This window comes from Bacillus sp. ISL-7, from assembly GCF_018613065.1.
Genome location: NZ_JAGGQW010000001.1, coordinates 44,916 through 69,698, shown reverse-complemented (window position 1 = coordinate 69,698; position 24,783 = coordinate 44,916). Strand labels below are relative to the sequence as shown.

At 37.9% G+C, this 24,783-nt stretch carries 23 protein-coding genes and 1 pseudogene; 6 read left to right on the top strand and 18 right to left on the bottom strand.

Going from position 1 to position 24,783, the window contains the following annotated elements; translation table 11 throughout:
• Nucleotides 1-192: 192 nt before the first annotated feature.
• The 4 genes from J7E66_RS00350 to J7E66_RS00335 form a co-directional block, all read right to left on the bottom strand.
• Nucleotides 193-1,326, bottom strand: a complete 1,134-nt coding sequence (locus J7E66_RS00350; RefSeq protein ID WP_214997497.1) for a glycerate kinase — start codon at nucleotides 1,324-1,326, stop codon at nucleotides 193-195.
• Between the two features lie 27 nt (nucleotides 1,327-1,353).
• Nucleotides 1,354-2,628: a GntP family permease gene (locus tag J7E66_RS00345; protein ID WP_214997496.1), complete on the bottom strand. Its 1,275-nt coding sequence runs from the start codon at nucleotides 2,626-2,628 to the stop codon at nucleotides 1,354-1,356.
• Between the two features lie 119 nt (nucleotides 2,629-2,747).
• Nucleotides 2,748-3,869: a sugar diacid recognition domain-containing protein gene (locus tag J7E66_RS00340; RefSeq protein WP_214997495.1), complete on the bottom strand. Its 1,122-nt coding sequence runs from the start codon at nucleotides 3,867-3,869 to the stop codon at nucleotides 2,748-2,750.
• Between the two features lie 323 nt (nucleotides 3,870-4,192).
• A complete protein-coding gene (locus tag J7E66_RS00335) occupies nucleotides 4,193-5,161 on the bottom strand; it encodes an SIS domain-containing protein (protein WP_214997494.1) in 969 nt (322 codons plus the stop codon).
• A gap of 225 nt (nucleotides 5,162-5,386) precedes the next feature.
• Here J7E66_RS00335 and J7E66_RS00330 point away from each other — a divergent pair, with 225 nt between their 5' ends.
• Entirely contained in the window at nucleotides 5,387-6,115 is a 729-nt protein-coding gene (locus J7E66_RS00330) for a UTRA domain-containing protein (RefSeq protein ID WP_214997493.1), read from the top strand.
• Nucleotides 6,116-6,368: 253 nt separating this feature from the next.
• Here the strand turns inward: J7E66_RS00330 and J7E66_RS00325 are convergent, their stop codons facing one another.
• The 5 genes from J7E66_RS00325 to J7E66_RS00305 form a co-directional block, all read right to left on the bottom strand.
• Complete coding sequence (locus J7E66_RS00325) at nucleotides 6,369-7,211, bottom strand: fructoselysine 6-kinase (protein ID WP_214997492.1); 843 nt, start codon at nucleotides 7,209-7,211, stop codon at nucleotides 6,369-6,371.
• A gap of 13 nt (nucleotides 7,212-7,224) precedes the next feature.
• Nucleotides 7,225-7,947 carry an amino acid ABC transporter ATP-binding protein gene (locus tag J7E66_RS00320; RefSeq protein WP_214997491.1) on the bottom strand — a complete coding sequence of 241 codons (723 nt, stop codon included), beginning with the start codon at nucleotides 7,945-7,947 and terminating at the stop codon, nucleotides 7,225-7,227.
• Nucleotides 7,934-8,596, bottom strand: a complete 663-nt coding sequence (locus J7E66_RS00315) for an amino acid ABC transporter permease (protein WP_168241379.1) — start codon at nucleotides 8,594-8,596, stop codon at nucleotides 7,934-7,936. Before J7E66_RS00315 ends, J7E66_RS00320 begins: the two co-directional genes overlap by 14 nt.
• 111 nt (nucleotides 8,597-8,707) lie before the next feature.
• The gene (locus tag J7E66_RS00310) at nucleotides 8,708-9,517 is read right to left on the bottom strand and encodes a transporter substrate-binding domain-containing protein (RefSeq protein WP_214997490.1); all 810 of its coding nucleotides are present in this window, start codon (nucleotides 9,515-9,517) and stop codon (nucleotides 8,708-8,710) included.
• 356 nt (nucleotides 9,518-9,873) lie between these two features.
• Nucleotides 9,874-10,836 carry a helix-turn-helix transcriptional regulator gene (locus tag J7E66_RS00305; RefSeq protein ID WP_214997489.1) on the bottom strand — a complete coding sequence of 321 codons (963 nt, stop codon included), beginning with the start codon at nucleotides 10,834-10,836 and terminating at the stop codon, nucleotides 9,874-9,876.
• Between the two features lie 110 nt (nucleotides 10,837-10,946).
• Between J7E66_RS00305 and J7E66_RS00300 the strand changes: the two genes are divergently transcribed.
• Entirely contained in the window at nucleotides 10,947-11,426 is a 480-nt protein-coding gene (locus J7E66_RS00300; RefSeq protein ID WP_214997488.1) for a GyrI-like domain-containing protein, read from the top strand.
• A gap of 24 nt (nucleotides 11,427-11,450) precedes the next feature.
• A complete protein-coding gene (locus tag J7E66_RS00295; protein ID WP_214997487.1) occupies nucleotides 11,451-11,918 on the top strand; it encodes a phage tail protein in 468 nt (155 codons plus the stop codon).
• 180 nt (nucleotides 11,919-12,098) lie between these two features.
• On the opposite strand, the gene J7E66_RS00290 is transcribed toward J7E66_RS00295, so the two are convergent.
• From J7E66_RS00290 to J7E66_RS00270, 5 genes and pseudogenes are all read right to left on the bottom strand, one after another.
• The gene (locus tag J7E66_RS00290; protein ID WP_214997486.1) at nucleotides 12,099-13,628 is read right to left on the bottom strand and encodes a glycine betaine uptake BCCT transporter; all 1,530 of its coding nucleotides are present in this window, start codon (nucleotides 13,626-13,628) and stop codon (nucleotides 12,099-12,101) included.
• Between the two features lie 262 nt (nucleotides 13,629-13,890).
• Nucleotides 13,891-15,458 (bottom strand): annotated as a pseudogene (locus tag J7E66_RS00285) (IS3 family transposase).
• 113 nt (nucleotides 15,459-15,571) lie between these two features.
• Complete coding sequence (locus J7E66_RS00280; protein ID WP_214997485.1) at nucleotides 15,572-16,471, bottom strand: glycine betaine ABC transporter substrate-binding protein; 900 nt, start codon at nucleotides 16,469-16,471, stop codon at nucleotides 15,572-15,574.
• Nucleotides 16,471-17,322, bottom strand: a complete 852-nt coding sequence (locus tag J7E66_RS00275; RefSeq protein WP_214997484.1) for an ABC transporter permease — start codon at nucleotides 17,320-17,322, stop codon at nucleotides 16,471-16,473. The genes J7E66_RS00280 and J7E66_RS00275 overlap by 1 nt, the downstream gene beginning before the upstream one ends.
• The gene (locus J7E66_RS00270; protein WP_214997483.1) at nucleotides 17,292-18,578 is read right to left on the bottom strand and encodes a quaternary amine ABC transporter ATP-binding protein; all 1,287 of its coding nucleotides are present in this window, start codon (nucleotides 18,576-18,578) and stop codon (nucleotides 17,292-17,294) included. Before J7E66_RS00270 ends, J7E66_RS00275 begins: the two co-directional genes overlap by 31 nt.
• A 255-nt stretch (nucleotides 18,579-18,833) precedes the next feature.
• On the opposite strand from J7E66_RS00270, the gene cudC reads away from it, so the two are divergent.
• Nucleotides 18,834-19,367, top strand: a complete 534-nt coding sequence (gene cudC, locus J7E66_RS00265; protein WP_214997482.1) for a choline uptake/conversion transcriptional regulator CudC — start codon at nucleotides 18,834-18,836, stop codon at nucleotides 19,365-19,367.
• A 176-nt stretch (nucleotides 19,368-19,543) separates the two neighbouring features.
• Here the strand turns inward: cudC and J7E66_RS00260 are convergent, their stop codons facing one another.
• On the bottom strand, nucleotides 19,544-20,605 hold the full coding sequence (locus J7E66_RS00260; protein WP_214997481.1) for an aromatic acid exporter family protein: 1,062 nt from the start codon (nucleotides 20,603-20,605) through the stop codon (nucleotides 19,544-19,546).
• Between the two features lie 208 nt (nucleotides 20,606-20,813).
• Nucleotides 20,814-21,230 (bottom strand): DUF1259 domain-containing protein, encoded by a 417-nt coding sequence (locus tag J7E66_RS00255; RefSeq protein WP_214997480.1) that lies wholly within the window; start codon nucleotides 21,228-21,230, stop codon nucleotides 20,814-20,816.
• Nucleotides 21,231-21,655: 425 nt separating this feature from the next.
• Between J7E66_RS00255 and J7E66_RS00250 the strand changes: the two genes are divergently transcribed.
• On the top strand, nucleotides 21,656-22,384 hold the full coding sequence (locus tag J7E66_RS00250) for a class I SAM-dependent methyltransferase (protein WP_214997479.1): 729 nt from the start codon (nucleotides 21,656-21,658) through the stop codon (nucleotides 22,382-22,384).
• Nucleotides 22,385-22,488: 104 nt separating this feature from the next.
• Here J7E66_RS00250 and J7E66_RS00245 read toward each other — a convergent pair whose 3' ends face one another.
• Both J7E66_RS00245 and J7E66_RS00240 read right to left on the bottom strand, forming a co-directional pair.
• Complete coding sequence (locus J7E66_RS00245) at nucleotides 22,489-22,728, bottom strand: spore germination protein (protein ID WP_214997478.1); 240 nt, start codon at nucleotides 22,726-22,728, stop codon at nucleotides 22,489-22,491.
• A gap of 329 nt (nucleotides 22,729-23,057) precedes the next feature.
• On the bottom strand, nucleotides 23,058-23,390 hold the full coding sequence (locus tag J7E66_RS00240; protein WP_214997477.1) for a hypothetical protein: 333 nt from the start codon (nucleotides 23,388-23,390) through the stop codon (nucleotides 23,058-23,060).
• Between the two features lie 367 nt (nucleotides 23,391-23,757).
• On the opposite strand from J7E66_RS00240, the gene J7E66_RS00235 reads away from it, so the two are divergent.
• Complete coding sequence (locus J7E66_RS00235; RefSeq protein ID WP_251032674.1) at nucleotides 23,758-24,729, top strand: SMP-30/gluconolactonase/LRE family protein; 972 nt, start codon at nucleotides 23,758-23,760, stop codon at nucleotides 24,727-24,729.
• Nucleotides 24,730-24,783 lie beyond the last annotated feature (54 nt).

Here is a 24,783-nt window from a genome sequence, read left to right as displayed (position 1 = left end):
CCGGATTTTTAATCTAGTTAACATTCAAAACATTATTATTCAAAATAGTATGGATTTTTTATTGAAAGTAAATTGACAGGCAAGGAAATTCAGTATTTATGTAAAAAATCACGGCATCATATTAAATACGGTTTACCCAATTAAAAAAGCAGCTATACTCAGCTGCTTTTTACTACTTATTTAAAATTCCATTTATTTTTTCATTTTAAAAACAGCAGCTATATTCGACGCGGTTGTCTCGACGTATTCTTCTGCATGTTTAAAGGCATCTTCTAATAATATCACCCCAGGGACAATGCTGAATATCGCATCAATACCATATTCATGAACAACATAACTATCCTTCGAAACGTTTCCGGCGATTCCGACAACAGGGACTCCATATTTTTTAGCTGTTTTAGCAACCCCAATTGGAGTTTTGCCAAAGATGGTTTGTCCGTCAATCTTCCCTTCTCCAGTGATAACCAAATCTGCGTCCTTGACGATGTGGGATAAACCAGTGGCTTCGATAACAATTTCGACGCCCCGCTTCAATTCTGAAGGTAGAAAGGCCAATAGTCCTCCGCCAAGGCCGCCAGCAGCACCCGCACCAGGTACGTCGTTAATTTTTTTACCAAGATCTCGTTCGACAACAGCAGCAAAATGACCAAGATTTTTATCCAGTTCTGCTATCATTTCTAGAGTAGCTCCTTTTTGTGGCCCGAAGATAGCAGAAGCCCCCTTTTCGCCCGTTAACGGATTATCTACATCACATGCTACCTCGATTTTAATCGGTGCTAAGCGCGGGTCAAATTCTGACAGATTAATAGAGGCTAAGTGGTAAAGAGCGCCGCCTCCTTCTCCAATTTCCATTCCATTCTTATCAAGCAGACGTGCTCCAAGGGCTTTTGCCATTCCGGCACCACCGTCGTTTGTCGCACTCCCGCCGATCCCAATAATGATATGGTTAACACCATGATCAAGAGCAGCAGCAATTAATTCACCTGTCCCCTTAGTCGTTGTTACAAGGGGATTTCGTTTCTCAGCTGGTACTAGGTGTAAACCAGAAGCGGCAGCCATCTCAATTACAGCCGTCGTTTTATTGCCAAGGATTCCAAAGAAGGCATCTACTGGATCTCCCAGTGGTCCCGTTACAGTTTTAGAAATAATTTCACCGCGAGTTGCATCTACTAAAGACTGGACCGTGCCTTCTCCTCCGTCGGCCATTGGTACTTTTACATATTCAGCATTAGGAATAACCCGTTTAAAACCTTTTTCAATCGATTCCGCTGCCTCAAGTGCGGATAAACTTTCTTTAAATGAATCCGGCGCAATGACAATCTTCATCTTTTTCCCTCTCCTGTCTATTTGATGTTATCCAAACAAATGAAATACACCATAAATTAAGGTAGAAATAATAGCTAACGTTAAACCAACTAGTGTTTCATATGGAATTACTTTTAGGCGTTCTTTAATTTCCATGTTGACACTTCCGCCTGTAGCATGGAAGAAGCTGCCGTGTGGTAAGTGGTCTAAAACGGTTGCACCTGCATGAATCATAGCAGCACCGGCAATAGCGGAAACACCCATTCCTAAGATCGTCGAACTAAATACTTGGCTGGCTACAGCTGTACCAGCAGTTGTAGAAGCAGTTGCAGCTGACATAAAGATACCGGATACCGGTGCAAGAACATAACCTGGGAGGCCAAGTGCATTTAATCCTTCGATTAAAACATCTTTTAATCCAGAATTAGCGATAATACCTGCAAGAGTACCTGTTCCAAGGAGCATGATTGCCACACCGGTCATTTTCCCCAAGCCTGAAATAGCATACTCGTTTACTTTTCTTCCTCTGCCCATCACGATTGCACCAACAATACCTCCAACAGGTAAAGCAATCATCGGGTCAATACTAATATCGAACAGTGGTCTTAAGGCTAATAAAATAATCGTCACAATTGGCGCAATTAGGGCCGGTAAAAAAGAAGGCAGCTGCCCGCCGTTATGAGATTGAATTTCTTGTGCTTGAACGGTCGAACCCTTTTTCACCAGTTTTTTAGCAAGGAAATACGTGACAACAAGCCCGAAAATTGCAGGAATGATTCCAGCAGCCATAATGGATGTTAATGGAACTTTAAAAGCATCCGAGGCAGCAATAGCATTTGGGTTTGGTGACATAATGTTTCCGGCTTTTCCTCCACCAATCATTGCTAATAAAATAGCAGTTTTCGAAATGCCAGCCCTCTTGGCAATCGCAAGAGCAATGGGAGAAACTGTAATAACAGCAACATCAATGAAAACACCTACTGTCGTTAAAATCATCGTTGCTATAGCTAAAGCAAGTAACGCTCTCGTTTCACCTAGTTTTTTAACAATTGTTTCCGCAATAACAGCGGCAGACCCAGACTCGATGAGAACGCCAGCTAAAACACCCGCTGCCAAAATTCTTAAAACGGCTGGAATAATACCTTTAGCCCCTTCCATCATTAAGGTTACGGTATCGGTAATATCTACTCCGCCAACAAGACCACCAACAAACGCACCGGCAATCATCCCATAGACAGGAGAAACTTTCTTTAAAATTAAAATGATGGCAATAACTAATGCTACAACTGCACCTAAAGCGCTTACTTGAATATGTCCATCCACTTATTTATACCCCCTTGTTGTTTGTATCACCATTGTAAGCGTTTTCCAAGTCATTTACATTGTTCCTCCAATCAAAAAAAGACCTAGTTCTGCTAGGCCTTTTTGTGCGTTTGCACAATTTATTTCACTTGATTTTGTAAAAAAGATAGATAAAGCTCAAGTAAATCCTTTACTTTACGCGGATCCTTGTTTGTCAGTTCTGTAATACGGTCCAAACGGTATCTGAGCGTGTTACGATGTATAAATAACCGTCCAACCACTTTATGGTTGTCTCCATTCTCCTCAACATAAACCTTTAACGTATCAAGTAGTTCTCCTTTTTTATCATGCTGTTTCAATTGTTCAATATAAGGACCAATCTCGTCGCTAATACCATATTGATTGACCCGTGCTAGGAAAACAGGCAGTTTATAATCCTCGTAAAAATAAATTTTTTTATTTGGGTCCAGTTTTCCACCAACACTCGAAGTATATATTGCCTTCCGATAAGACTTAGCTATTCCATCAATGGTTGGATGATAACTGCCAACCGAAATGTTACAGTCTAATTTTTGATATTTTTCTAAGCCCTCAGACCATTTTTCCATTTGTTGTAAAGTTTTGGCTGATTCCCACTCTGATTCTTTTATGCTTACTTTTTTTAATAAAACCATATAATCCGGTTGCATTACATATAAGTCAGCTTTATCCAGTTTATCTCGGATCCATTTGTATCCTTTTGAATTATTTCCAAATGTTAGAAGAATTGCAACGCGTGGAATGTCTAAGTCTATTCCAAGCCGCTTTATCCTTTCAAAATAAAGGGAATTTAACTGATCCACTCCGTGCAGCAGCTGACCAGTAAGTTCTTCTTTTAATCGTTCATCCCACTGCATTTCATCGATTAATACTGCTTGTTCAAGGATCATTTCTGCTGCCATTTTTACTAATTCCCCGTAGCTACGGATTTCATCAGGTGCTCCCGTAATTCCAATGACACCCACCACCTTGCCACGGAACTTAATAGGAAGGTTAATTCCTGCCCTGACACCGTGAAGTTGTTCCGTTTCGTCTTCACTGATTTCAAATTCTGTTTGGGTTTCTATAACTCTTACAGCACCTTCATGAATAGTATCTATCCTTCTCTTATCACCTGATCCAATAATAACCCCTTTCTCATTCATGACATTAATATTTCGGTTGATGATTTTCATCGTTCGATTTACAATTTCCTGAGCCAAGGATTGATCTAAAAATCTCATATAAAACCCTCTTTTAAAGGGGGGCAAGTACCCCACACTGCATTAAAGTATTAAGGAACAAAAAAATACGGTTGGTAAAATCATAAAATGTTTGATAACTATCAAGTAATATTTAACCAATCCTCTGTGGGGATAGCAAGGATTCATTTGATATTTTAATCATTTATAGCTTCAGGAGTTTTTCTTATTCGATTTAGGAATCTAAGTGATAAATCAAGTCTCTCTCTTTAGTTTATAAAGAAGAGATCCATTCATAAAAAATATAAAAACTGGTATTAAATATTAATACCAGTCTCTTGAAAAATTATAACAAATATATCAGGTTAGTATTCTAACTTCCACATGTATCTTCTTTTTGTAAGTGGATGATTTCTAACTATAGCTAATTGTTCTGCATACACACGTAATACACCTGAGATTAACATTGGGTTAAAGTAATCAACGACTTCTTTTGCAATCGCAGATCCTAGCCCAAAGTCTTTTGCATCTACGACAGTTGTTTTAGCATCGAATCTATTTAGGAACTCAAGTGCGCGTGAATCCATATCCCTTGTTCTGCCATCATTCATCAATAGTAGGAATGGTACATCTTTGTATACGATTTCGAATGGACCGTGGAAGAATTCCCCATCGTGGAATGTTCCTGAGTTGATCCATTGCATTTCCATTAGTAAGCAGATCGAGAAAGAGTACGCTACTTCATGAGTTGCACCGCTGCTCATTACATAAATGGTTTGATCATCTTTGTAAGCATCTGCAAATGCCTTTGCTTGTGGAAGCACAGAGGACACAGAGTTTTCGATTAAGTCATAGATTTTAGAAAATCCATCTTGCATTTTGCTGTAGTGCTCATAGCCTTCAAATTGATTTAGGATTTCAGCTGCTAGACCTAATACCTTAGTCATCTTCTCCATTTTCGCACCATAATTAGCAGCCCAGCCATGGTAAACTACATAATCCGCATCTTTTGTAATCGCAGAACCTTCTTCATATGTAACAGCAATTACATGTGCGCCTAATTCTTTTGCTTTTGTCGTAGCAGCAACAGTTTCTGGAGTAGATCCACCTAGAGAACAAGTAATAACAATGCTGGTGTCATCCACAGATACTGGAGTCGCATAATTGAATTCATTTGCTGTGAATAAGCTGACACGAAGCTGTTTGGAATTAGCCTCCAGGAAATACTTTGCAGGATATAATTCTGCTTTAGAAGCACCGCAGCCTACAAAATGAACACTCTTTATTTCCGGTTGTTTTTCCTTAATTTCTGAGATGATATAATTTAATTCCATTTTTTCTCCTCCAATTAAGTTCTATTATATATTATAACGTTATATAACATCATAATAATACTCAAGTGTAAAAATGTCAACTATAATTCTGAAAATTAGTAATATAAAATTCAAACGGTCATAAAAGTTAATATATTTTAAGAATATTAAAACAATATATACATTAAATACATTTTTGTTATATAATATTATATAACGACTTATTGTTTGAAAGGAACATATACAATGAAATTAAACAATTCTATTTCAACACCTTTATATGACCAATTAAAACAAATCATTAAGGATTCGATTCTGCAAGGAATTTATAAACAAGGTGAGAGGCTCCCTAACGAAGCAGAATTATGTGAGATCTATGGTGTCAGCCGAATAACAGTTAGAAGAGCCATTCAGGAGTTGACCGAGGAAGGTCTTCTAGAACGCAAACAAGGAAAAGGTACATTTGTCATGCGGACTAAACTCGCAAGGGAATTAGTTTCAGTTGATGGTTTTACTGACTTTAACAAACAGTTAAGAAAAAGTCCTTCAAAGCGGATTCTTGTTTGCGAGGAAATTAAAGCTTCTCCTGAAATAGCGGAATCTCTTCGAATTGCCATTAACGCACCTGTATTAAGGCTCGTCCGACTAATGTTTATGGATGACTACCCTTTTACCCTTGATGAAACTCATTACTCCTTAGAGCGCTTCCCTGATTTAGCCAGTCACTTCCTTGAAAATATATCAACCTATGATGTTTTAAAAAACATTTATAACGTTAACATTAATTCCAGTTCTGCCCATAAAATCATTACGGTTGTCCCGGCTACAAGTCTAGAAGCTGAATATTTAGATTGTGATATTGGTGATACAGTATTTAATATCGATAAAATCATATACGATGAAAGCAAAATCCCGATTCATACTTCTAACTTTAAAACACGAACTGAATTAATTGCTTTAACGATCACAACTTAAATGGATCTGGACACTTCTCTGTCAATGGCAGTGAAGTTTCCTTATTCCCATAGAAAAAATTATCCTTTGTTCCCTTATCCCATTAATAAAACAGGTATCGTTCATAACGATACCTGTTTTGTTAAATATTTATAGATTAATATTCTAGTTTCCATATATATTTCTCCTTAATTTGTACCACGATATAATTTAGTTCCACTTGTTTCTCCTCCAATAATCTTTATTTTTATAAAACCTTTACATTAATGGGGCCTTACTCATACACCTTTCCGTAACCAAAGGAGCCGTCAACCAGGCATTGCTGGGATGAGAAATCGGCTGCTTTCTCCAGGCTCTTTGTAATGATTTGGTCTTGATCAAAAATGCCTTCTTTGATTTGGCCTATGTAGTTCACCATAAAGCAAGTAATGAAAGAATCGCCTGCTCCCATTGTGTCGGTTGCTTTAACAAGCTTTGGTACCTGCACGTAGAATTTGGCACCGTCGAATAATAGAGCCCCTTTTTCCCCCATGGTGCATAGCACCAATTTACAGCCCATTTTTGTCACCTTTAACATCAGATTAAGCATCTCATCTATCCTTAAATGACTGCAGGAAAAATAAGCATAATCTACAAATGGAACAATTTCATTCACTTGATTTTCTGTAAAATCGGATGAAAAGTCGAAGCCGATGGGGACACCCAATTCTTTAAGCTTCTGCAATTCCGGTTCTGTAAATCCATAAAGGCCTGTGTGGACTAAATCAAATTCTTTGATATAGTTCAAATCAGCAGCGGTTAAATTTAATCCATGTTCCCGTAATACACCGCAGCGGTTGCTTCCTAAAAACACCCGGTCTCCTTCTTTTAAGGTAACTCTGGCACAGCCGTTCTCTCCTTCATAAACCCTACAATGACTGATATCCAATCCAATTTGCTGGATACTTTCCTGTACGTGTACTGCTTCTCGGTCTGTTCCAAATGCACCTAGAAAGGCCGCATCCACTCCAAGCCTTTTGGCATAGACGGCAAAGTTCAGTGCATTTCCTCCTGGATACATGGTACGAATATGTTCATATTTATCTACGACATTGTCACCTAAACCAATTACTTTCATAATCAAACCTCACTTATAACACCTTTGATAGGAAATCAATAGTCCTTGGGTGCTTTGGATTTTCGAAAAATTCCTTCGGATTATTTTCTTCCATAATCTTCCCTTGATCAATGAACAGAATTCGATCGCCCACTTCTTTTGCAAATCCCATTTCATGTGTGACAACGACCATGGTCATTCCTTCTTTAGCAAGGTCTTTCATTACAGCCAAAACCTCTCCAACCATTTCAGGATCCAGAGCAGATGTAGGTTCATCGAATAACATGACCTCAGGCTTCATCGCAAGCGCTCTTGCGATGGCAATTCGCTGCTGCTGGCCGCCGGACAAGGAAGATGGATAAGCGTCTATCTTTTCCAATAAACCTACCTTTTTTAGTAGTTCTTCCGCTAATTCCTTTGCTTCGGCTGACTTCATCTTTTTTACTTTAATGGGAGCGTGGCAGATATTTTGACAAACGGTTTTGTGAGGAAATAAATTAAACTGCTGGAATACCATTCCCATTTTTTCCCTCACCTTGTCAATACTGACATTCTTAGCTGTAATATCTTGTCCATTCACCAGAATGCTACCGCCTGTTGGAGTCTCCAATAGGTTGAGACATCTTAGGAACGTACTTTTACCTGAGCCTGAAGGACCAATGACAACCACTACTTCACCCTTATTGATCGTGACATCGATTCCTCTTAAAACTTCATTTTTTCCAAAACTCTTATGTAAATCCTTAACGGTTATCACTAGTCTTCAACCTCCTTTCAACAATCCCCAGTAATCTCGACAAAGTAAATGTCAGTACTAGGTAGCCAAGAGAGGCTACAAGGATTGGTTCCAATCCTAATGCCGTATTTCCTCTAACGATTGTTGTTTTATACATCAGCTCAGCCACACCGATAACAGAGACGATAGAAGAATCCTTGATACTTCCGATAAACTGATTACCCAGGGCTGGTAAAATGTTTTTAAATGCTTGAGGCATAATAATATCGAACATCGCTTGTCTTTGATTCATCCCTAAACTTCTTGCCGCTTCCATTTGACCCTTGCTAACCGCTTCAATACCGGAGCGAATTGTTTCAGAAATATAGGCAGCAGCATTAAGCGATAAGGCGATTGCACCTACCGCCAAATCCGGAATATCACTTCCATTAAAAAGAGCAGGTACTCCAACATAAATAATATAAATTTGAGCAAGAAGCGGTGTACCTCTTACAAATTCAACATAAATGTCCCCAATTAACTTAACGATTTTATATCTGGAACGTCTTAAAAGGGTTAAGGCAACACCAAGAATACTTCCTAATACCACCGCAATTACAGCTAGGATGATGGTTATATAGATCCCTGTTAAAAAAAATTGATAATAGGTTCCAAGAAATGAAAAATTCAATTGACTCCCCCCTTTTAAAATGGTTTTTACCAGCTCACCAAACCGATATGATACAATGGTAAGAAATAAACTTTATTTTGTATTATATCGGGGCAATTATTTGGAATACCGTTAATTTTGTTTTACTTTTGACATTGCGTCTATTAACCACTTTTCATAATCAGGTTTTGTTCTTTCAATCGTTTTATTAATCGTATCCATAACTTCTTTATCTGTATCATTAGGCAATGCAATAGCCGCCCCTGCTGTATCGTCATCAAATAGTAGTTCAGTTAACGCTAAGCTAGGGTTGCTTTTAATAAGAAGTTTAGCAGTTGGGCGATCCACTAGGACTGCGTCTACTTTGTTAGCTGCCAAATCCATAGCTAATTCAGTAGATTTCCCTAATAATTTTAACCCCGCATTTGGAAATTCTTTTTCTACTATTTGTTCTTGTACAGAAGATTTAATAGCAGCAATTCTTGCTTTCTTCAAATCGTCATTTGATGTAAACTTGTCCAATTCTTTTTTACGGACTACCATTACATGTCTATCTTTATAGTACACATTCGTGAAGTCTGCATTTTTTTCTCTTTCCTCTGTTGGACTGATAGCCGAAACAATCATGTCAATTTTTCCGGCTTGAAGAGCTACTAATAAACCATCGAAATCCATATCTTTAATTTCATATTTAACACCTAAATCTTTTGTTACTTCATCGATTAACTTAATATCAGAACCAATTATTTTATCTTTTCCACCGTCAACGGCGTGGAACTCATATGGAGGTGTAGCGGCCATCATACCAACAACAATTTTCCCTTTTCCCTTTATTCCTTCCTTTGCTTCTGCCTTTTCGGATGATCCACAACCTGCTAATGAAATAGTGAGAAGAGCACTTAATGCGACCCCAGTTACTGATTTTAAAATTCGCTTTTTCATAATTTTCCATTCTCCTTAGTATTTCACTTCAATTTTTTTACTATTATAGAATATTATTATAGTTCACAACAATTAATAACGTTATATAACATCATATTAATGACTAAGGCGGATATTGTCAATAATAATTCTGAAAATTATCAATTAAAAGTCTTGTAAGCGTTTTGTTTTTATGCGTCATCTCCTAAAAAATACCATAATAGGTAAATAAAACTTTCAATTTTGTGGGATCATCTTATATTTTTCCGATATAGAGAATATATTAGTAAATATATTAACAAACGAATTAAAGCAGAATTAAAAGGCATGAGGCCGGTTCAATACCGTACTCATGCCCTAGGTTTAACTGGCTCTGCTTATGAGCAGAATAAACATAATCTCTCTTGTAAACCTTCTAAGACTTCTTCTGGCACTTCCCTGACCTTGATATCCCTACCTAGGAAAAGCAGCCAACTTGTCATTTCGGTCAATTCTTCGGGATTATTAACATTGATAAAAGTCTTTAGAATGGCTGTGGCTTGGTAAGGATTCGTATAGGAAAGTGATACTTTTAAAGGGTGGTATTTTTTAAACTGAGCAATCGCTTTTGGACCAAGTTCAAGAACAAGGTTGATTACTTCTTCCTGCTTACTTAGTTTTTCTACAATCTTTTTCTTACTTAATCTTTTTTTCGTTGGGTGGGGTTTGACATTGGTGAGATTGTCGACATTAAAAATCTGCTTCTTTTCTTCCTTTAAGTCAAAACCTTCAATCAGCCACAGGCTTTTTTCACGATAAAGGTGCAAAAGATAAATGGGATAAGATTTTATTACCTTCTCTTCTTTAATAGTGATCAATAAATATCTATCCAAAAGAAGGATTTGGATGAGTTTTTCTAACATTGGATGAGGGAGGTCTGACAAATCAAGCAGGTCGGGATTATTCGGGTTGGTCCCTTCAAATAGCAAGATTTGATTTAAAAGAACAAGGTCATCTTGCTGGTTTTCTGAGATGAGGCCTAGTAACTTTTCAGCTAAAGACTGACGACTCTTTAGATAGGGGAGTTGTTGATTTCTTGTAGCAATAAAGGCAATAAAAAGAGCTTTAATTTCATTATCAGTAAAGCGAACAGTGGGCAGGACAGAGTTGTTCATGACAAAATAACCCCCATCCCTACCAACTTCAGCGACAAGTGGCATCCCCATAGCTTCAATTTCTCTGATATCTCTAATAGCTGTCGAACGAGAGATGTTAAATTCCCGCATGATTTCAGAAATTGTAAAGTGGGCGCGATTGTTGATATACCGCATGATGATATTAATCCGTTCAACTTTTTTCATCGGGACCTCCTAAACAGTGTCATTTTTTGACATGATTTAAGGCTATTATAAACTCATCAAGTGGAAAGACAAATCATTTGATTAATTTTAAAAAAAGGAAGGTTTTAATTATGGCAGATTATACCCTAGAAGAAAAAGACAGCTTTACCGTTTTAGGTTTTGGAACTGAGCTTAAGAGCGATTACACAGACTATACTGGCATAAGTAAGGAAAAGTCAGATTTTTGGCGGTCCGTCAAACTAGATGGAAGGCTTGACACTTTAAAGACACTAGCCACTAATGACTACATTTTTGCCGTGAACGAAGCGGTGAATAACAAGATGATGCATTATGCTGGCGTCATGACAGAGACATCGTTACCAGAAGCATCCAGGGTTATCCAATTTCCTAAAGGGGAATACCTTGTTGTTAATGGAGAAGCGAAAACGGCTGATGAGTTGAGTAATAAGCTTACCGGCATTGCCTTTGGTCAAGTCTTGCCAGAAGCAAAGAATTTTGCCTATGTTGGCGGGCCAAATGCAACGGTTGAGATGGGGCAGCGAAATGGCTTAGTATTTGGTGAAATTTGGATTCCTGTTGTTAGGAAATAAAGAGCTAAAAGGAGGAGTATGGAATTGTCCTATATCGTTGATTTTAAAAATGTGTCTACTGTTGGTTTAGAGTCTTCACCTGTAGTAGAAGCACTTGCTGGTTTACGTGCCAATGAAGCCCGTTATTTTATGAACAAATACAAACATGAATTTACGGTTGTACCAGCTAGCGAAAGCCAGGAGACACTTGATTATGTGAATCGAATTTTGAAGGAAGAACGTGATATTGAGTTTGCGGCCAAACCTTTAGAAACGTCACGTTTTCAAGTGGAAAATATCAAAATGGCCTACGTCTTTTATGAGGATGGTCTTGGGGTCAACGTCATGTATACGGTTGATGACCCTAAGCCGAAGCGAGCTGTTGGTTTTAAGCTTTCTGAGGGGATGGAGGTACCAAAGGAGTTAGAAGGGAAGTTTAAGTTTGCTAGGCAGAAGTCTAAACTAGCTGGAACAATTCGGGGCTCGTATTTTGTTATTAAAGGAGAATATTAAAGTAAGCAAAAGCGAAAGTGAAGGAATCCAGCCATTTTTTATATTCCATGCCGCGCATAGATAAAGTATAAAAACAAACAGCACCTTCCTCTATTAATTGAAGAAGATGCTGTTTTATTTCTCAGAATAACCTCATTTACTTATATACGTTTCACCGCACCTACTTAAGCTGCGGGTCTGCTAACGCTCTGCCAAATCTTTTATCAATTGCTCTATCTTCTTCTTTCTTATTTTTTCTTGTTTTTTTGCCACTTTAACCTCTTGACTTAAAGCTTTGTAAATGGAAATACACATAAAAGCCATAATAATTCCAAACGGCAATGCTGTAATAATGGAAGCTGTTTGCAGGCTATTCAATCCTCCACTCCATAACAAAACAATGGCAATTGAAGATTGAAGAATCCCCCATGTAAATTTAATCTTATTGGATGGGTTAAGATCTCCTTTAGAAGATAACATGCCTAGAACAAAGGTTGCAGAGTCGGCAGATGTAATAAAAAAAGTTATGATTAAAAGGGTTGCAATTACACTCATAATGATTCCAAACGGCAATCCTTCCAAGGTTATAAATAAAGCAGAAGTAATATCATTTTGTACAGCCTGAGTAATTTTTTCCCCCTCAAACATTTGAAGATGCAGGGCACTTCCTCCAAACACAGAAAACCATATAAAACTAAATAAACTTGGAATCATGAGGACACCTAAAACAAACTCTTTAATTGTCCTTCCTTTTGACACCCTAGCAATAAACATTCCAACAAAAGGTGCCCACGCAATCCACCAAGCCCAATAAAATAGCGTCCATGTCCCAATCCATGGATTGTCTTGAAAAGGCGTTAATCTTAAGCTCATCTGCAGGAGGTTTTGGATATAGGACCCAATACTTACAGTAAAAGTATCTAATAAAAAAGATGTTGGACCAAGTATAAAGGTAACAATTAGTAATCCTGCAGCCAAAATGAGATTCCCATTACTCAATAATAAGATCCCTTTGTCAAGCCCTGTTGTTGCAGAAATCAGATACAGAACAGTGACTATCATTATGATAATTATTTGCCAGGAGGTTGATGTTGGAATACCAAATAAATGTGATAAACCGCCATTTATTTGTAAAGCGCCGAGCCCAAGTGATGTGGCTACCCCGAAAACAGTTGCAATTATGGCCAAAATATCGATTGCTTGTCCTACTGGTCCATTTACTTTTTCCTTTAACAGCGGGTAAAAGGTGGAACTTATTAATCCCTTGAACCCCTTTCGATATTGAAAATAGGCTAAAGATAAAGAAATGATTGTGTAAATAGCCCAAGGATGTAATCCCCAATGAAAAAATGAGTAGCGAACAGCTAACCTTGCAGCTTCAGGCGTCCTAGCATCTCCATATGGTGGGTCCATATAATGAGAAATCGGTTCTGCAACGCCCCAAAATACAAGTCCAATTCCCATTCCTGCACTGAATAGCATAGCAAACCATGAGAGATTTGAATATTCTGGCTCGTCATCATCAGAACCTAACCTTATATCTCCAAACTTACTAAAGGCTAAAAAAAAAGCAAATATTAAAAAACCCAAAGTTAAAAACAGATACAGCCATCCAAAGTTATCAATCGTAAAAGAAAATGCCTCTTTAGATACAGTACCTAAGTTTTTTGGAGCAAATGCCCCCCATAATACAAATAATAAAGTAATAAAGATGGATATTTTATAAACCATTAGACCCTCCTCCAATTAACACCATTTTTTTTATCATTTGTAAAAAACCATTCTTTAATCGTCTTTTTAAACTTAATGTATTTCCTCCTTTCTCATTAGTACCTTTTTTATTACGTCTGCCGATTCATTTCAGGGACAAGGCCTTGAGTTACTGTTTTTTCATTAGATGGTGCCTGACACCCAACTAATACCGCTAATTGAAAAAGCTGACTCGAAGTGATCTGCCCCCCGTCAAGTAGACATCGGAAATAAATAAACGACACTAAGCGGCGTTAGCCCTGTATTCTAAAGGGCTAACGCCGTTTAGTCTTTTTTGCAGTCTTTCATGATTATAAAACAGTATGTAATCCTCTATGTCTTTCTTCAACTCTTCAAACGTATTGTATCTGTTTAGATAATACTTCTCGCATTTTAATGTCCCCCAAAATGCCTCCATTGGTCCGTTATCAATACACCTTTCCACTCTAGACATACTGTGCACTATTTTTGCTTTTTCAATTTTCCTTTTAAATGCAGGGGAAGTATATTGGAATCCTCTGTCACTATGAAGAAGGGGATTGGCATTCGGGTTAGCCTCTAATGCTAAATCAAGGGTCTTAAACACCAACGGATTATTATTGGATGTTCCTAATACATAACTTACGATTGATCCATCGTACAAGTCTAAAATTGCACTCAAATAAGCCTTTTGTGAGGAACCGTATTTCATTTCGGTCACATCTGTCAGCCACTTTTCATTTGGCTTCTCTGCGTTGAAATCCCTATTTAATAGGTTCTCAGCTACATGTTGTGGAGTGCTCGGCTTATATTTTTTTCTTTTACGACGAATAACCGACTGGATTCCAGCAATCCTCATCAGTCTATACACACGCTTATGGTTAATATCCTTTGATAACGTACGTCTTAGATTCATTGTTATGCGGCGATAGCCATATATGCCGTCCACCTTCTTATATAGGCGCTTTATCTCCTCAAGGATTTCCTCGTTTAAACTTTCATTTTCTGAAGGGGAACGGTCAAGCCACTTATAATACGCTGCACGTGAAATTCTCGCAATCTTACATAATAGAACGATGGAAAAATTCTCTTCCTGATGAAGTTCCTGTATAGCTACGTATTTATCCGTTAATCGGGTCTGGCTTAAGATTGCTTCTTTAAACGCCTCCTTTCGAGTTCCTCCAACTTTTTTAAAAATGCATTTTCTGCCCGAAGACGTTCATTTTCCCGCTCTAACCGCTTCATTTCTCGCTGGATTTTCTCCTCCTGAGTTAATTCTGGATCTATCTTACTCCGCCCTCGCTTATCTTTAAGACCGTCTTCTCCTTCTTTTTCATACTTCTTCATCCATTGATACACCTGTTGATAAGAAACTTCGAAAAGCTCCGAAGCCTGGTGATAATTTTTTCCGTTCTGTAGACAATACATAACAATTTCCAAACGTTCTTCAAGCGTGGTAGATCGACCTTTAATCATAGAGTTACTCATCCTTTTCGTCTCTTTTAATTCTCTATGATCATTATAATGCTTTATCCACTTTCTCAACACAGAGTCGCTTGATATTTCATACTTACGTACAATCTCAATCAGGGAATAGGTTCCTGAAAGATAATCAAGAACAGCAGCCGTTTTTACCTCGATAGAATACCCTTTCCAACCGCTAGATCCTTCAAGCCCCTTGATCCCATATGTTTCAAATAGAAACATCCATTTTTTAATCGTATTCTTCGAAATGTTGTTTTGACAGCAGAAGTCTGGAATAGAGGTTTGTCTGTCCAGATAAGCCATAATTAACTCATACTTTTCTTGTGCAGTATACGCACTTTTCGCCATAGAAAAAGCCCCCAACAAAGCAAACAGATTTTTATTATTTCATCTGTCTACTTTATCGGGAGCATATCAAAGTAGTCATCGTTTGAACGACTCTTGAGTCAGCTTCTTTGTAATTATTTCAAGTCTTCAATAGAATCAATATCCATGTAGGCAGGTACAACGAGTCCCAGTTTGGTCCCTTTTAGGTTTTCGCCGAGGTCTTCGAATTTGCCTTTATATTTTTTGTAATAATCTTCATGGGTCGATGGCAGCCAGCCCGCTACATGCGCATCTAAGCTTCCGTCTGCGATTCCTGTCCACATTGGACCAGCTTCTACTTGGAGAAGGGTTACTTTATAGCCAAGGTCCGTTAAGACCTTTCCAATGACGTTCGTGCTCGCAATTTCACTATCCCATGCCACGTAGCCAAGGGTTATTTTGTCTCCGTCTACTTTGCCCGCTCCGTTTGTCCACTCGCTTACTTTATCAGCATTGTCTTTCACCCACTTAGCAGCGGCTTCTTCCGGATCTTCACCATTTACAATACTATTCATGACCACACCCATATCATCCGGATTCCAATTGAATTGGTCAAGAACTGTATAAGCATCAGGAAGGTCTTCTTTTAAACCATTTCTAGCAATGGTATGAATATTTTCATCTTCTCCGAAAACACCCTTTGGATCTTCTAAGTACTTTAAATCAAATTGAGCAAACATCCAGTGTGGAGTCCAGCCAGTGACAATGATTGGTTCTTTTTTATTATAAGCTTTTTTCAATGAGGCTGTCATGGCAGCACTCGACCCTTCTACAAGTTTCCAGTCATCTAAGCCATATTCATCGATTGCTTTTGCTGTGGCCTTCATGAGACCAGCACCAGGGTCAATTCCAATAATTTTATAGTCGACGCTATCTCCTACAGACGCCTCTTTTTTCCCGCCTTCGTCATCCTTTGTGGTTTTGTCAGAACCGCAGGCAGCTAGCCCCATTGTCAGCAATGCCGCCAATAATAGAAACATCCATTTCTTTATCATTAAGCATTTCCCCCTTGTTTTTTATTTTTTCCTATATTTTGAGTAATCCGGTCTAGAATAATAGCAATGACAACGATCGAAAGACCGGCTTCAAACCCTTTGCCAATTTGAATTTGAGTAACAGCCCGGTACACATCTGCTCCCAGACCTGGAGCGCCAACCATAGATGCGATGACAACCATGGAAAGAGCCAGCATAATGCTTTGGTTGATTCCTGCCATAATCGTTGGCATAGCCAGTGGAAGCTGTACTTTAAGTAATCTTTGAATTGTTGTCGAACCAAAAGCCTCTGTGGCTTCAATAATGTCAGCAGGTACTTGTTGAATCCCGAGAATCGTTAACCGAATCGTCGGTGGCATAGCAAAAATCACAGAAGCGACAACGCCTGGAACTACTCCGATATTAAAAAAGAAAATAGCAGGAATAAGGTAGACAAAGGCGGGCATGGTTTGCATAAAGTCTAATATCGGTGATGCAATTTTCTTCACCGTTTGCTTTTGCGAGGCCCAGATTCCCAACGGTATACCTAAAACAATTGAAATGATGACGGCTGTTAACACCAGTGCCAATGTCTCAAGCATTGGTTCCCAGTAGCCAAGATTGGCGATTAAAAATAAACCTATTAAGGTAAAGAGTGCTATTCCTTTATTTGAAACTTTCCAGGCGAGTAAAGTTAATAGAATCATAAATAAGTAGGAAGGAATATAACCAAAGCCGATTACCATTCCATCCACAATGGATTGGAGAAAGTTGGTAATTCCATCAAAAGCTACTGCCAAATGAACCGTCAGCCAGTTTACAAATGTATCTACCCAATCGGCTATTGGGATTTTCGGGAGCCATTGTTCCATGTTATTTTCACCCCCTTGTCTTCTTGGTTAGCTGCTATCTCAGCCTTTGCTTGTTCAAAGTTGTTAATAGAATCATTGTTACCAGCTAACGCTCCAATGACGGCACCTCGGACAAGAATTCCATTTAGCCGTCGCATATGGTCGACAACTGCCACAGGAATAGTAGCAATGGAAACTTTCTCAAATAAATCGGTTAGCAGTGTATCAGGTGAAACAGTCGAAACATCCGCCTGTAAAATGTCTATGATTCCTTTATTCCGGTCAATCGCCTCTTTTGCATCTGCGGCTGTTATAGCGCCTAGTAATCGTTTCTTTCTATCCACGACATATATACTAGATATCCCTAAATCTCTCATCATTTGAAGAGCAACACGTGGGCCCTTTTCAACTGAAACAGCTTCTGCCCGTTTCATGACATGCCCTGCAGTTAAAACTTTAGATAAATCTACATCCTCTACGAATCTCTCCACATAGTCGTTTGATGGATTCATTAGGATCTCTTCTGGTGTTCCAATTTGGACAATGGAACCATCTTTCATGAGGGCAATACGATCGCCTATTCTTAGGGCTTCATCTAAATCATGGGTAATAAATACAATTGTTTTTTTCATGGTTGATTGAAGCTCAAGAAGCTCATCCTGCATGTCTTTGCGAATCAAGGGGTCCAACGCGCTAAAGGCTTCATCCATCAGCAAAATATCTGCATCATTGGCTAATGCTCTTGCTAATCCAACTCTTTGCTGCATTCCACCGCTTAATTGTTTAGGGAACTGGAATTCATATCCATCGAGCCCTACGAGTTTTAAAGCATCCATGGCTTTGTTTATTCGGGTTTCTTTTGGTACTCCTTGAACCTCTAAACCATACTCTGTATTCTCTAAGACAGTTCGATGGGGAAGAAGTGCAAATTTTTGGAAGACCATGCTTATTTTTTGGCGGCGAACATCTCTTAAATGTTCTTTTTTCATTTTTACGATATCCATGCCGTCAATCAAAACTTCACCGTCGGTCGGGTCGATTAACCGGTTAAGCATGCGGACAAGAGTAGACTTGCCGCTTCCTGATAAACCCATGATGACAAAGATCTCTCCTGATTCGACATCAAATGTTGCTTGATTTACCCCAACAGTCGCCCCTGTTTTCTTTAAAATACTTTGTTTTGTTTCCCCACTTTGTAATAACTGAAGGGCTTTTTTGGGTTTTCCAAAGATTTTCGTTACATTACGGACGCTGATTTTTTTATTATTAGAATTCAAGTGATCACCTCATTGCTGTTTCGTAAGTAGTGGAACTTTTTTCATTATAGTGCCAACTTACCGTAATTAGCAAAGTTGTTAATTGGGCAAATTTGGGCGTAAAGTACGTACAGAAAAAACTGTACGTACTGAATATGCAACATTCTCTAAATTCCTTGGAATTGCTCTCATTTCCTCTATAAGTGAATTCTTTACTTTTAAAATATACATGGTAGTCTTAGTAGGTACATTTATATAAAATGGATGTGATACAAAATGAATGGCGAAAAAAAGTTGGAGCAAGCACGTGAACGGGTGATTGAAGCTATTTCTCAAAATATGAATTTATATGGGGTAACTGAATCCATTGGAAGATTATATGGGGCTTTGTATTTTCAGGAGGGCCCGTTAACACTAGATGAAATGAAAGACGAGCTTGGGATGAGTAAAACTAGTATGAGTACCTCGGTCCGAAGTTTGTTAGAACTGAAGATGGTAGGAAAGGTTTGGAAAAAGGGCGTACGGAAGGACCTTTATCAAGCGGAGCCAGATTGGTATCAGACCTTTATCGACTTTTTTTCTATTAAATGGAGAACGGGAATCTCGATTAATGTTTCCGCTATGGAGAAGTCGCTGACAGAATTACAATCACTTTTAGAAGATGATAAAATCGATAGGAAGATACAATCGGAAGCAAGACTGGATATTGAAAAACTAAACGATGCTCTCGAATACTATGACTGGCTGAATCGCCTCGTGGACAGCTTTGAATCGAAAGAGATTTTTAACTATATTCCTAAGAAAAAGTGAAAATACAGGCTTGTACCAATGGACTACAATGACGTGACCTTTATATTACAAAAAATCAACAAAAAAAACCAGAATAGGTAATATGCAAGGTTTTTATGCACATTATCTATTCTGGTTTTTTGCAAAACAATATTTTTCCGATAAGTTATGATGAATATTTCCATAACTCCTGCTTCTTATTGGCCCCCCAGTCGAATATGCTTTAATTCCAACTTTTGAAGCTGTTTCAATTCCTCCAGTATATCCATTATAGACAGTATTTCAAATATAATGAATGTTTCATGTGAAACAAAGTGGGGAAATTGGGGATTCTGTTCTCCACTAACTTCACTTTGGGAATGTCTTAGATGTCGATCCAGTGCGTCTATTAATCGATGATTAGAGTTGGACCTGCAAATATGATCTCCCTGAAGAATCCTCTTCACTAATTGGAATGCTGAAATCATCATTTCTTTTTTATCATCGTCCAAGTGACTCTTAAGTGGGGGAAGAGAGTTTAAATTCCCTAGATGATGTATCATCTGATGCAATAAGTTAATTTTTTTATGTGCATAATGGAATACTCTTATTTCCTCTCTACTAAAATGATGAATCTTGCATTCTTTTTTCTGATTTTCACATAAAGTATCAACGGCTTCCAATTTTTTAACAAATGACTGAAACTTCATTTTTGTTTCTTTATGCAATGGGTGCCCATATACTATTTCTAGTCCCCTCTTTTCAATGTATAGGCCGGCCTCCAAAAATAGTTGTTTTGTTTTATTCATAATATTCTCAGAATAATCTGGGCGAAACACCAAAAGGTTTACTAATGATGAAACCATTAAACCAATACTTGTCGTTCCGAGCCTGATAAAAAATGATTCGATAAATTGATGATGAACCGTCGATATCATTGCCACACCTGTTAGGGTAGCAACCAAAATCCCCGCATGCAGCCGCAGCTTATGGCAAGTAAAGATTGTTCCTAAAGCTACTAAAGTGTAAGTAAACGGACGGTCACCGAAAAAAAACGTGAATAAAACAGAATAAGCTGCGCCTATCGCGGAGGCTGGGAAGCGAATAAATGCTTTTTTTATCGAGTCTAGTGATGTAGGCTCAATTGTAACAATTGCAGTAATGACTGCAAACATCTCCGGCCATTTTAATAAATAACAAAGCATTGATGTCAATAAAACTGCAATGCCGGTCTTAATAATTCTGCCTCCAACAAATTTGTTATGATGTAAAATCTCCAATATGACCTTACCTTCCCAATATTGTTATGGTTCCATTATACCGCAGGAAGAATGGAAAGAATGGAAAAATAGGTGGAAAACACCTCTTTTAAAAGTTGCCCTTAATTTCTCAAAAAACATAGACACAAAAAAAGTTATCATTATATTGACCTTTTGAAGCTAGTATCTCTCTGCTTGAATCTCCTTCACCGCTAATCTTGAAGTTGTATTAATCATTTTTTTCCTGTATGGGGAGGCTTGTTAATGTTGTAAATGCTTTTGCCACTTTTCTTGCGAAGGAGAGAGGCGGTTCAACCGATTGAATATGAATATACATCAGATTTGGTTGAGCAAATATCCAGTGATTATGCAAGGCACCCACAATTAATCCTTGAGCCACAACAGATCTTGTGAAATTTGGGATTTCCTGTTCAAGTAATGTTATCTCCCCAAGGTTTAGTGCATTACCATTTACATCCAATGACTCAAAAGAAATTCCTACTGGTAAAACAGAATGACTTGGCCGTCCTTGGACATGAACATCAAAACTGCGCTTTAAACTAACCGAACAGCCATTTTTCACCATTTTAGCTTTACCATTTAATATTTGGGCAAATTGGTCTCCCAGCTGCTTCATGTTATTCATTCATTAGCCCCCTTTTCCGCATTCTCCGAAAATAAGCCTATTAAGATTATATTCACGAGTGAAAAATATATAAAGAAAACTTGCCGATTGACGAGCCCTTAAGGGGGAAGTCAGATGAGTAGTTCGCCTAAAAGCTCAACTTTTAGGCTGCGCTGCAAATGCTCACGAGCTTTCCTAATTAGCTAAAAAAATACGTACAAAGGACGTATCTCTTAGTTACTGTATATTTAGCCCATTACTTTCTCGAAAAACGAGAGAGGAACCTTCATCATATAATAGACGATTGGTTAGACATAATTAATAAAAAACTGCTTCTATTTATGGTAAGGTTCACCGTAACTTTAAAAAGAGCAGTTTTCTGGATACGGATCTGTACTTGAAAGGAACCATCTTATTTTTATAATCATATTATACAAATAAGATAAATGGAGAAGGTGGTTGTCATTGGGGCTTCAATATATTTAGATTTTTTGTCAAAGTTTGGTGTTAGTGGTGCACATCCTGGTGGTATTAAACTAACAAAGAAAATATTCGAGAATGAAAAGATTAACAATTCTTCTCGAATTTTAGATGTGGGTTGTGGTACCGGCCAAACAGCTGCCTATTTAGCAGCCCATTATGGTGCAAAAGTAACAGGGCTGGATATCAACCCTATAATGATAGAAAAAGCCAAAAATAGAATGACAAAATACCAATTACCGGTGGACATTATTCAGGGCTCAATAGAAAAATGTCCGTTAAAAGACAGCCAATATGACTTTATTATTTCCGAATCTGTTCTTTCTTTTGTCAACAAGCCTAGAGCACTTAAGGAAATATTTCGATTATTAAAGCATGATGGTCGGTTTATTGCAAATGAACTTACCGTTAATGGGAGTCTTAGGGTGAATTCCGAAGAGGAAATTAAACAATTTTATGGGTTAGATTCTATCCTCACGGAAAAGGATTGGATAACCTTAATTCAACAGGCTAGTTTTAAAAATATAAATACTTTTATGAAAAAACCATCTATCCTTCAAAACCATTCAATGCCTGAATTCCAGTACTCAGAGCATATTGAACCTAAACTTTATGAGGTTATACATCAGCATTTTCATTTAATGGTAAAATATCAGGGGGCTTTGGACTATAGAATATTTTTATGTACTAAATAGTTATTTAGAAACTCCCCTATAGAAAGCATTCATGAGCGATTGCTCTTAATTGTTTTTTTCTTCGAGTAGGAGAGGGGATTAACCCCCGACCTCTCACACCACCATCATTGACTTTTGTCTGATGAAGATGGATTTTCGTTTTGACCTTGATCACTTATATCTGAATCTTGAGTCACCGTAATAATCACGGAATTAGCAGGGGAATAATCTCCCATTGAAAAATTAGCACCAAATAATTTTAAGTTTGCAGTATGGCTATTGTGTAAGGTTCTTCCTATATTAATGCTTGCATTTTGTGCCATCCCGTTTACGTGCAGGTTGAAAATATTAATTTGATTAGACATAAGAGCCTCCAATTAAACGTAGGTTTTGATATAAATTATGTTAAACAAGCATATTAAGAAATGGACAAACATGGAATTTAATATATATAGTTTTTATCCTATCTCTTAAATGCGATAAAAATTCATTCATCGGCATACGTAGCCTTTTCAATCCTTTTCTATCCATATCACCATTTCAAATCAATACTGTTGGGCGTTCATACAGGACCTATCTAAATTTATTATGTAAGGATAAACGAATGAAAATTTTATAGACTGGATGTTTGCCGCCCACACATAGAAAAGGCCTGTAGGTACCTATCCACTACAGGCCTTTTTTGTATAGATTTTTAAATAAAGAATGGGAAAAATGGCCCAAATCTTCTTATCCCAAAGAAAGGGAACCCAAATAACCCAAATGGTCCGAAGAAAGGGAAAAACTGTCTGCTTTCGCTGCTTTCGCTGCCTGCATCCATTGTGTGCGTTGGCATATGAGAATGCTCCATCTTCGGCATAAGAATATACATTTTCTCCCTGTCATAGCTATGAAGTATGCCCTGGTAAACAGATCCATCATTTAGTTCCACTTGAACAAACTGGTAGATATGTTTTTTGCACTTTTTATGGAAATTCTCCATATCTCTTTCAGCATATATAGCATCCTGGTTAATATATGGTTGCATAAAATGACCTCCTCTAATTCACTACCTTTACAACCTATTCTTTGACGAGGTTTTGTGTTACCTAAACTTTGAATAAAACCACATTATACCTGCAGTTAATTAGGAATTATCCATCAACAACGCAAGATACAATTCCAGCCAGGATTACAGTCTAAAACTCTTAGTGTAACAAAATACAAATTAATTAAATAGAAGAAAAAATTACTTATTTTTTATTAAATTCAGATACTTTCTTATATTGTTTATATTCATAATAAAATGATGAATTAAAACGATATACAGGCTCCCTGTGTAAAAATTCTGGGAGCTGGATAAATGAAAGTTTTATCATTTGACCTTTATAGGTTAACAAGGAGGAATGTATCAAATGAAAAAAAGGGCATTAGCACTAACCGTATTAATCATCCTCTCCCTTATTACTGTTACAGTTGTTGGAGCAAAATCGTTATATGTAACAAAACCGGTGCCAAAAGGGGAAAGACATTCCATTTCAGAAATTGTCAGTCCTAGTAGTAAATGGGAAAAGGTCGCAACTGGAAGTGGATTTATGGAGGGCATTAATTTCGACCGCAGCGGAAATATTTGGATGGTTAGTCCGCCTACAGGTGAAATTATTAAGGTCGAAGACGATAAGATTTCAATCATAGAAAAATATGCAGGGCTCCTCCCTGTAGGGGCAAAGTTTCACAAGGATGGACGCCTTTTTATCACGGATGTTACTGGAACACTCTATGCCTATGACCCTACTACTGGAGATCGCACAACCATTGTTGATTCTTACAATGGCAGCCCTTTAAAAGGTCTAAATGACCTCGTGTTTGACCAAGATGGTGGACTTTATTTTACAGAGCCAATGGGATCCAGTGCAACGAAACCAACAGGACGTGTTTTCTACTTGCCACCGAATAGTAAAGAACCAGTACTCTTTCAAGAAGGGATTGCTTATCCAAATGGGATTGCGATTTCAGCTAACGGTCAACGTGTATATATCTCTGAGTTCGCTACAAACCGAATTATCTCCGTACCTTCAAAGAATGCTAAAGACGCACGTGAAACTCCGTTTGTCTTCGGTCAATTTGAAGGCGGAATCGGTCCAGATGGCTTGGCCGTCGATACGGAGGGCAATCTTTATGTAGCCCATTTCCAGGCTGGTGAAATTGTCGTACTTGATGCAAGTGGATTTAAATACGGTACCATTCGCCTGCCTAAGGATGAGGGGACATTTACCACCAATCTGACTTTTCATAATGGATACCTTTATATAACAGAGTCATCGAAAAATGAAGTCTGGCGTATTGAGGTCAAAAAGGATGGTTTGCAGCCTTACGGATTACAATAGAACTAACAATGATAGAGGTTTTTATGGATAATTTATAGACAGAAAATAATAGTT

Bases quoted from the DNA above. Each gene is read 5' to 3' on its own strand.
- J7E66_RS00350 (WP_214997497.1), bottom strand. From the start codon at position 1,326: ATGAAGATTGTCATTGCGCCGGATTCATTTAAAGAAAGTTTATCCGCA.
- J7E66_RS00340 (WP_214997495.1), bottom strand. From the start codon at position 3,869: ATGAGATTTTTAGATCAATCCTTGGCTCAGGAAATTGTAAATCGAACG.
- J7E66_RS00335 (WP_214997494.1), bottom strand. From the start codon at position 5,161: ATGGAATTAAATTATATCATCTCAGAAATTAAGGAAAAACAACCGGAA.
- J7E66_RS00330 (WP_214997493.1), top strand. From the start codon at position 5,387: ATGAAATTAAACAATTCTATTTCAACACCTTTATATGACCAATTAAAA.
- J7E66_RS00325 (WP_214997492.1), bottom strand. From the start codon at position 7,211: ATGAAAGTAATTGGTTTAGGTGACAATGTCGTAGATAAATATGAACAT.
- J7E66_RS00310 (WP_214997490.1), bottom strand. From the start codon at position 9,517: ATGAAAAAGCGAATTTTAAAATCAGTAACTGGGGTCGCATTAAGTGCT.
- J7E66_RS00305 (WP_214997489.1), bottom strand. From the start codon at position 10,836: ATGAAAAAAGTTGAACGGATTAATATCATCATGCGGTATATCAACAAT.
- J7E66_RS00300 (WP_214997488.1), top strand. From the start codon at position 10,947: ATGGCAGATTATACCCTAGAAGAAAAAGACAGCTTTACCGTTTTAGGT.
- J7E66_RS00290 (WP_214997486.1), bottom strand. From the start codon at position 13,628: ATGGTTTATAAAATATCCATCTTTATTACTTTATTATTTGTATTATGG.
- J7E66_RS00280 (WP_214997485.1), bottom strand. From the start codon at position 16,471: ATGATAAAGAAATGGATGTTTCTATTATTGGCGGCATTGCTGACAATG.
- J7E66_RS00275 (WP_214997484.1), bottom strand. From the start codon at position 17,322: ATGGAACAATGGCTCCCGAAAATCCCAATAGCCGATTGGGTAGATACA.
- cudC (WP_214997482.1), top strand. From the start codon at position 18,834: ATGAATGGCGAAAAAAAGTTGGAGCAAGCACGTGAACGGGTGATTGAA.
- J7E66_RS00255 (WP_214997480.1), bottom strand. From the start codon at position 21,230: ATGAATAACATGAAGCAGCTGGGAGACCAATTTGCCCAAATATTAAAT.
- J7E66_RS00250 (WP_214997479.1), top strand. From the start codon at position 21,656: ATGGAGAAGGTGGTTGTCATTGGGGCTTCAATATATTTAGATTTTTTG.
- J7E66_RS00245 (WP_214997478.1), bottom strand. From the start codon at position 22,728: ATGTCTAATCAAATTAATATTTTCAACCTGCACGTAAACGGGATGGCA.
- J7E66_RS00240 (WP_214997477.1), bottom strand. From the start codon at position 23,390: ATGCAACCATATATTAACCAGGATGCTATATATGCTGAAAGAGATATG.
- J7E66_RS00235 (WP_251032674.1), top strand. From the start codon at position 23,758: ATGAAAAAAAGGGCATTAGCACTAACCGTATTAATCATCCTCTCCCTT.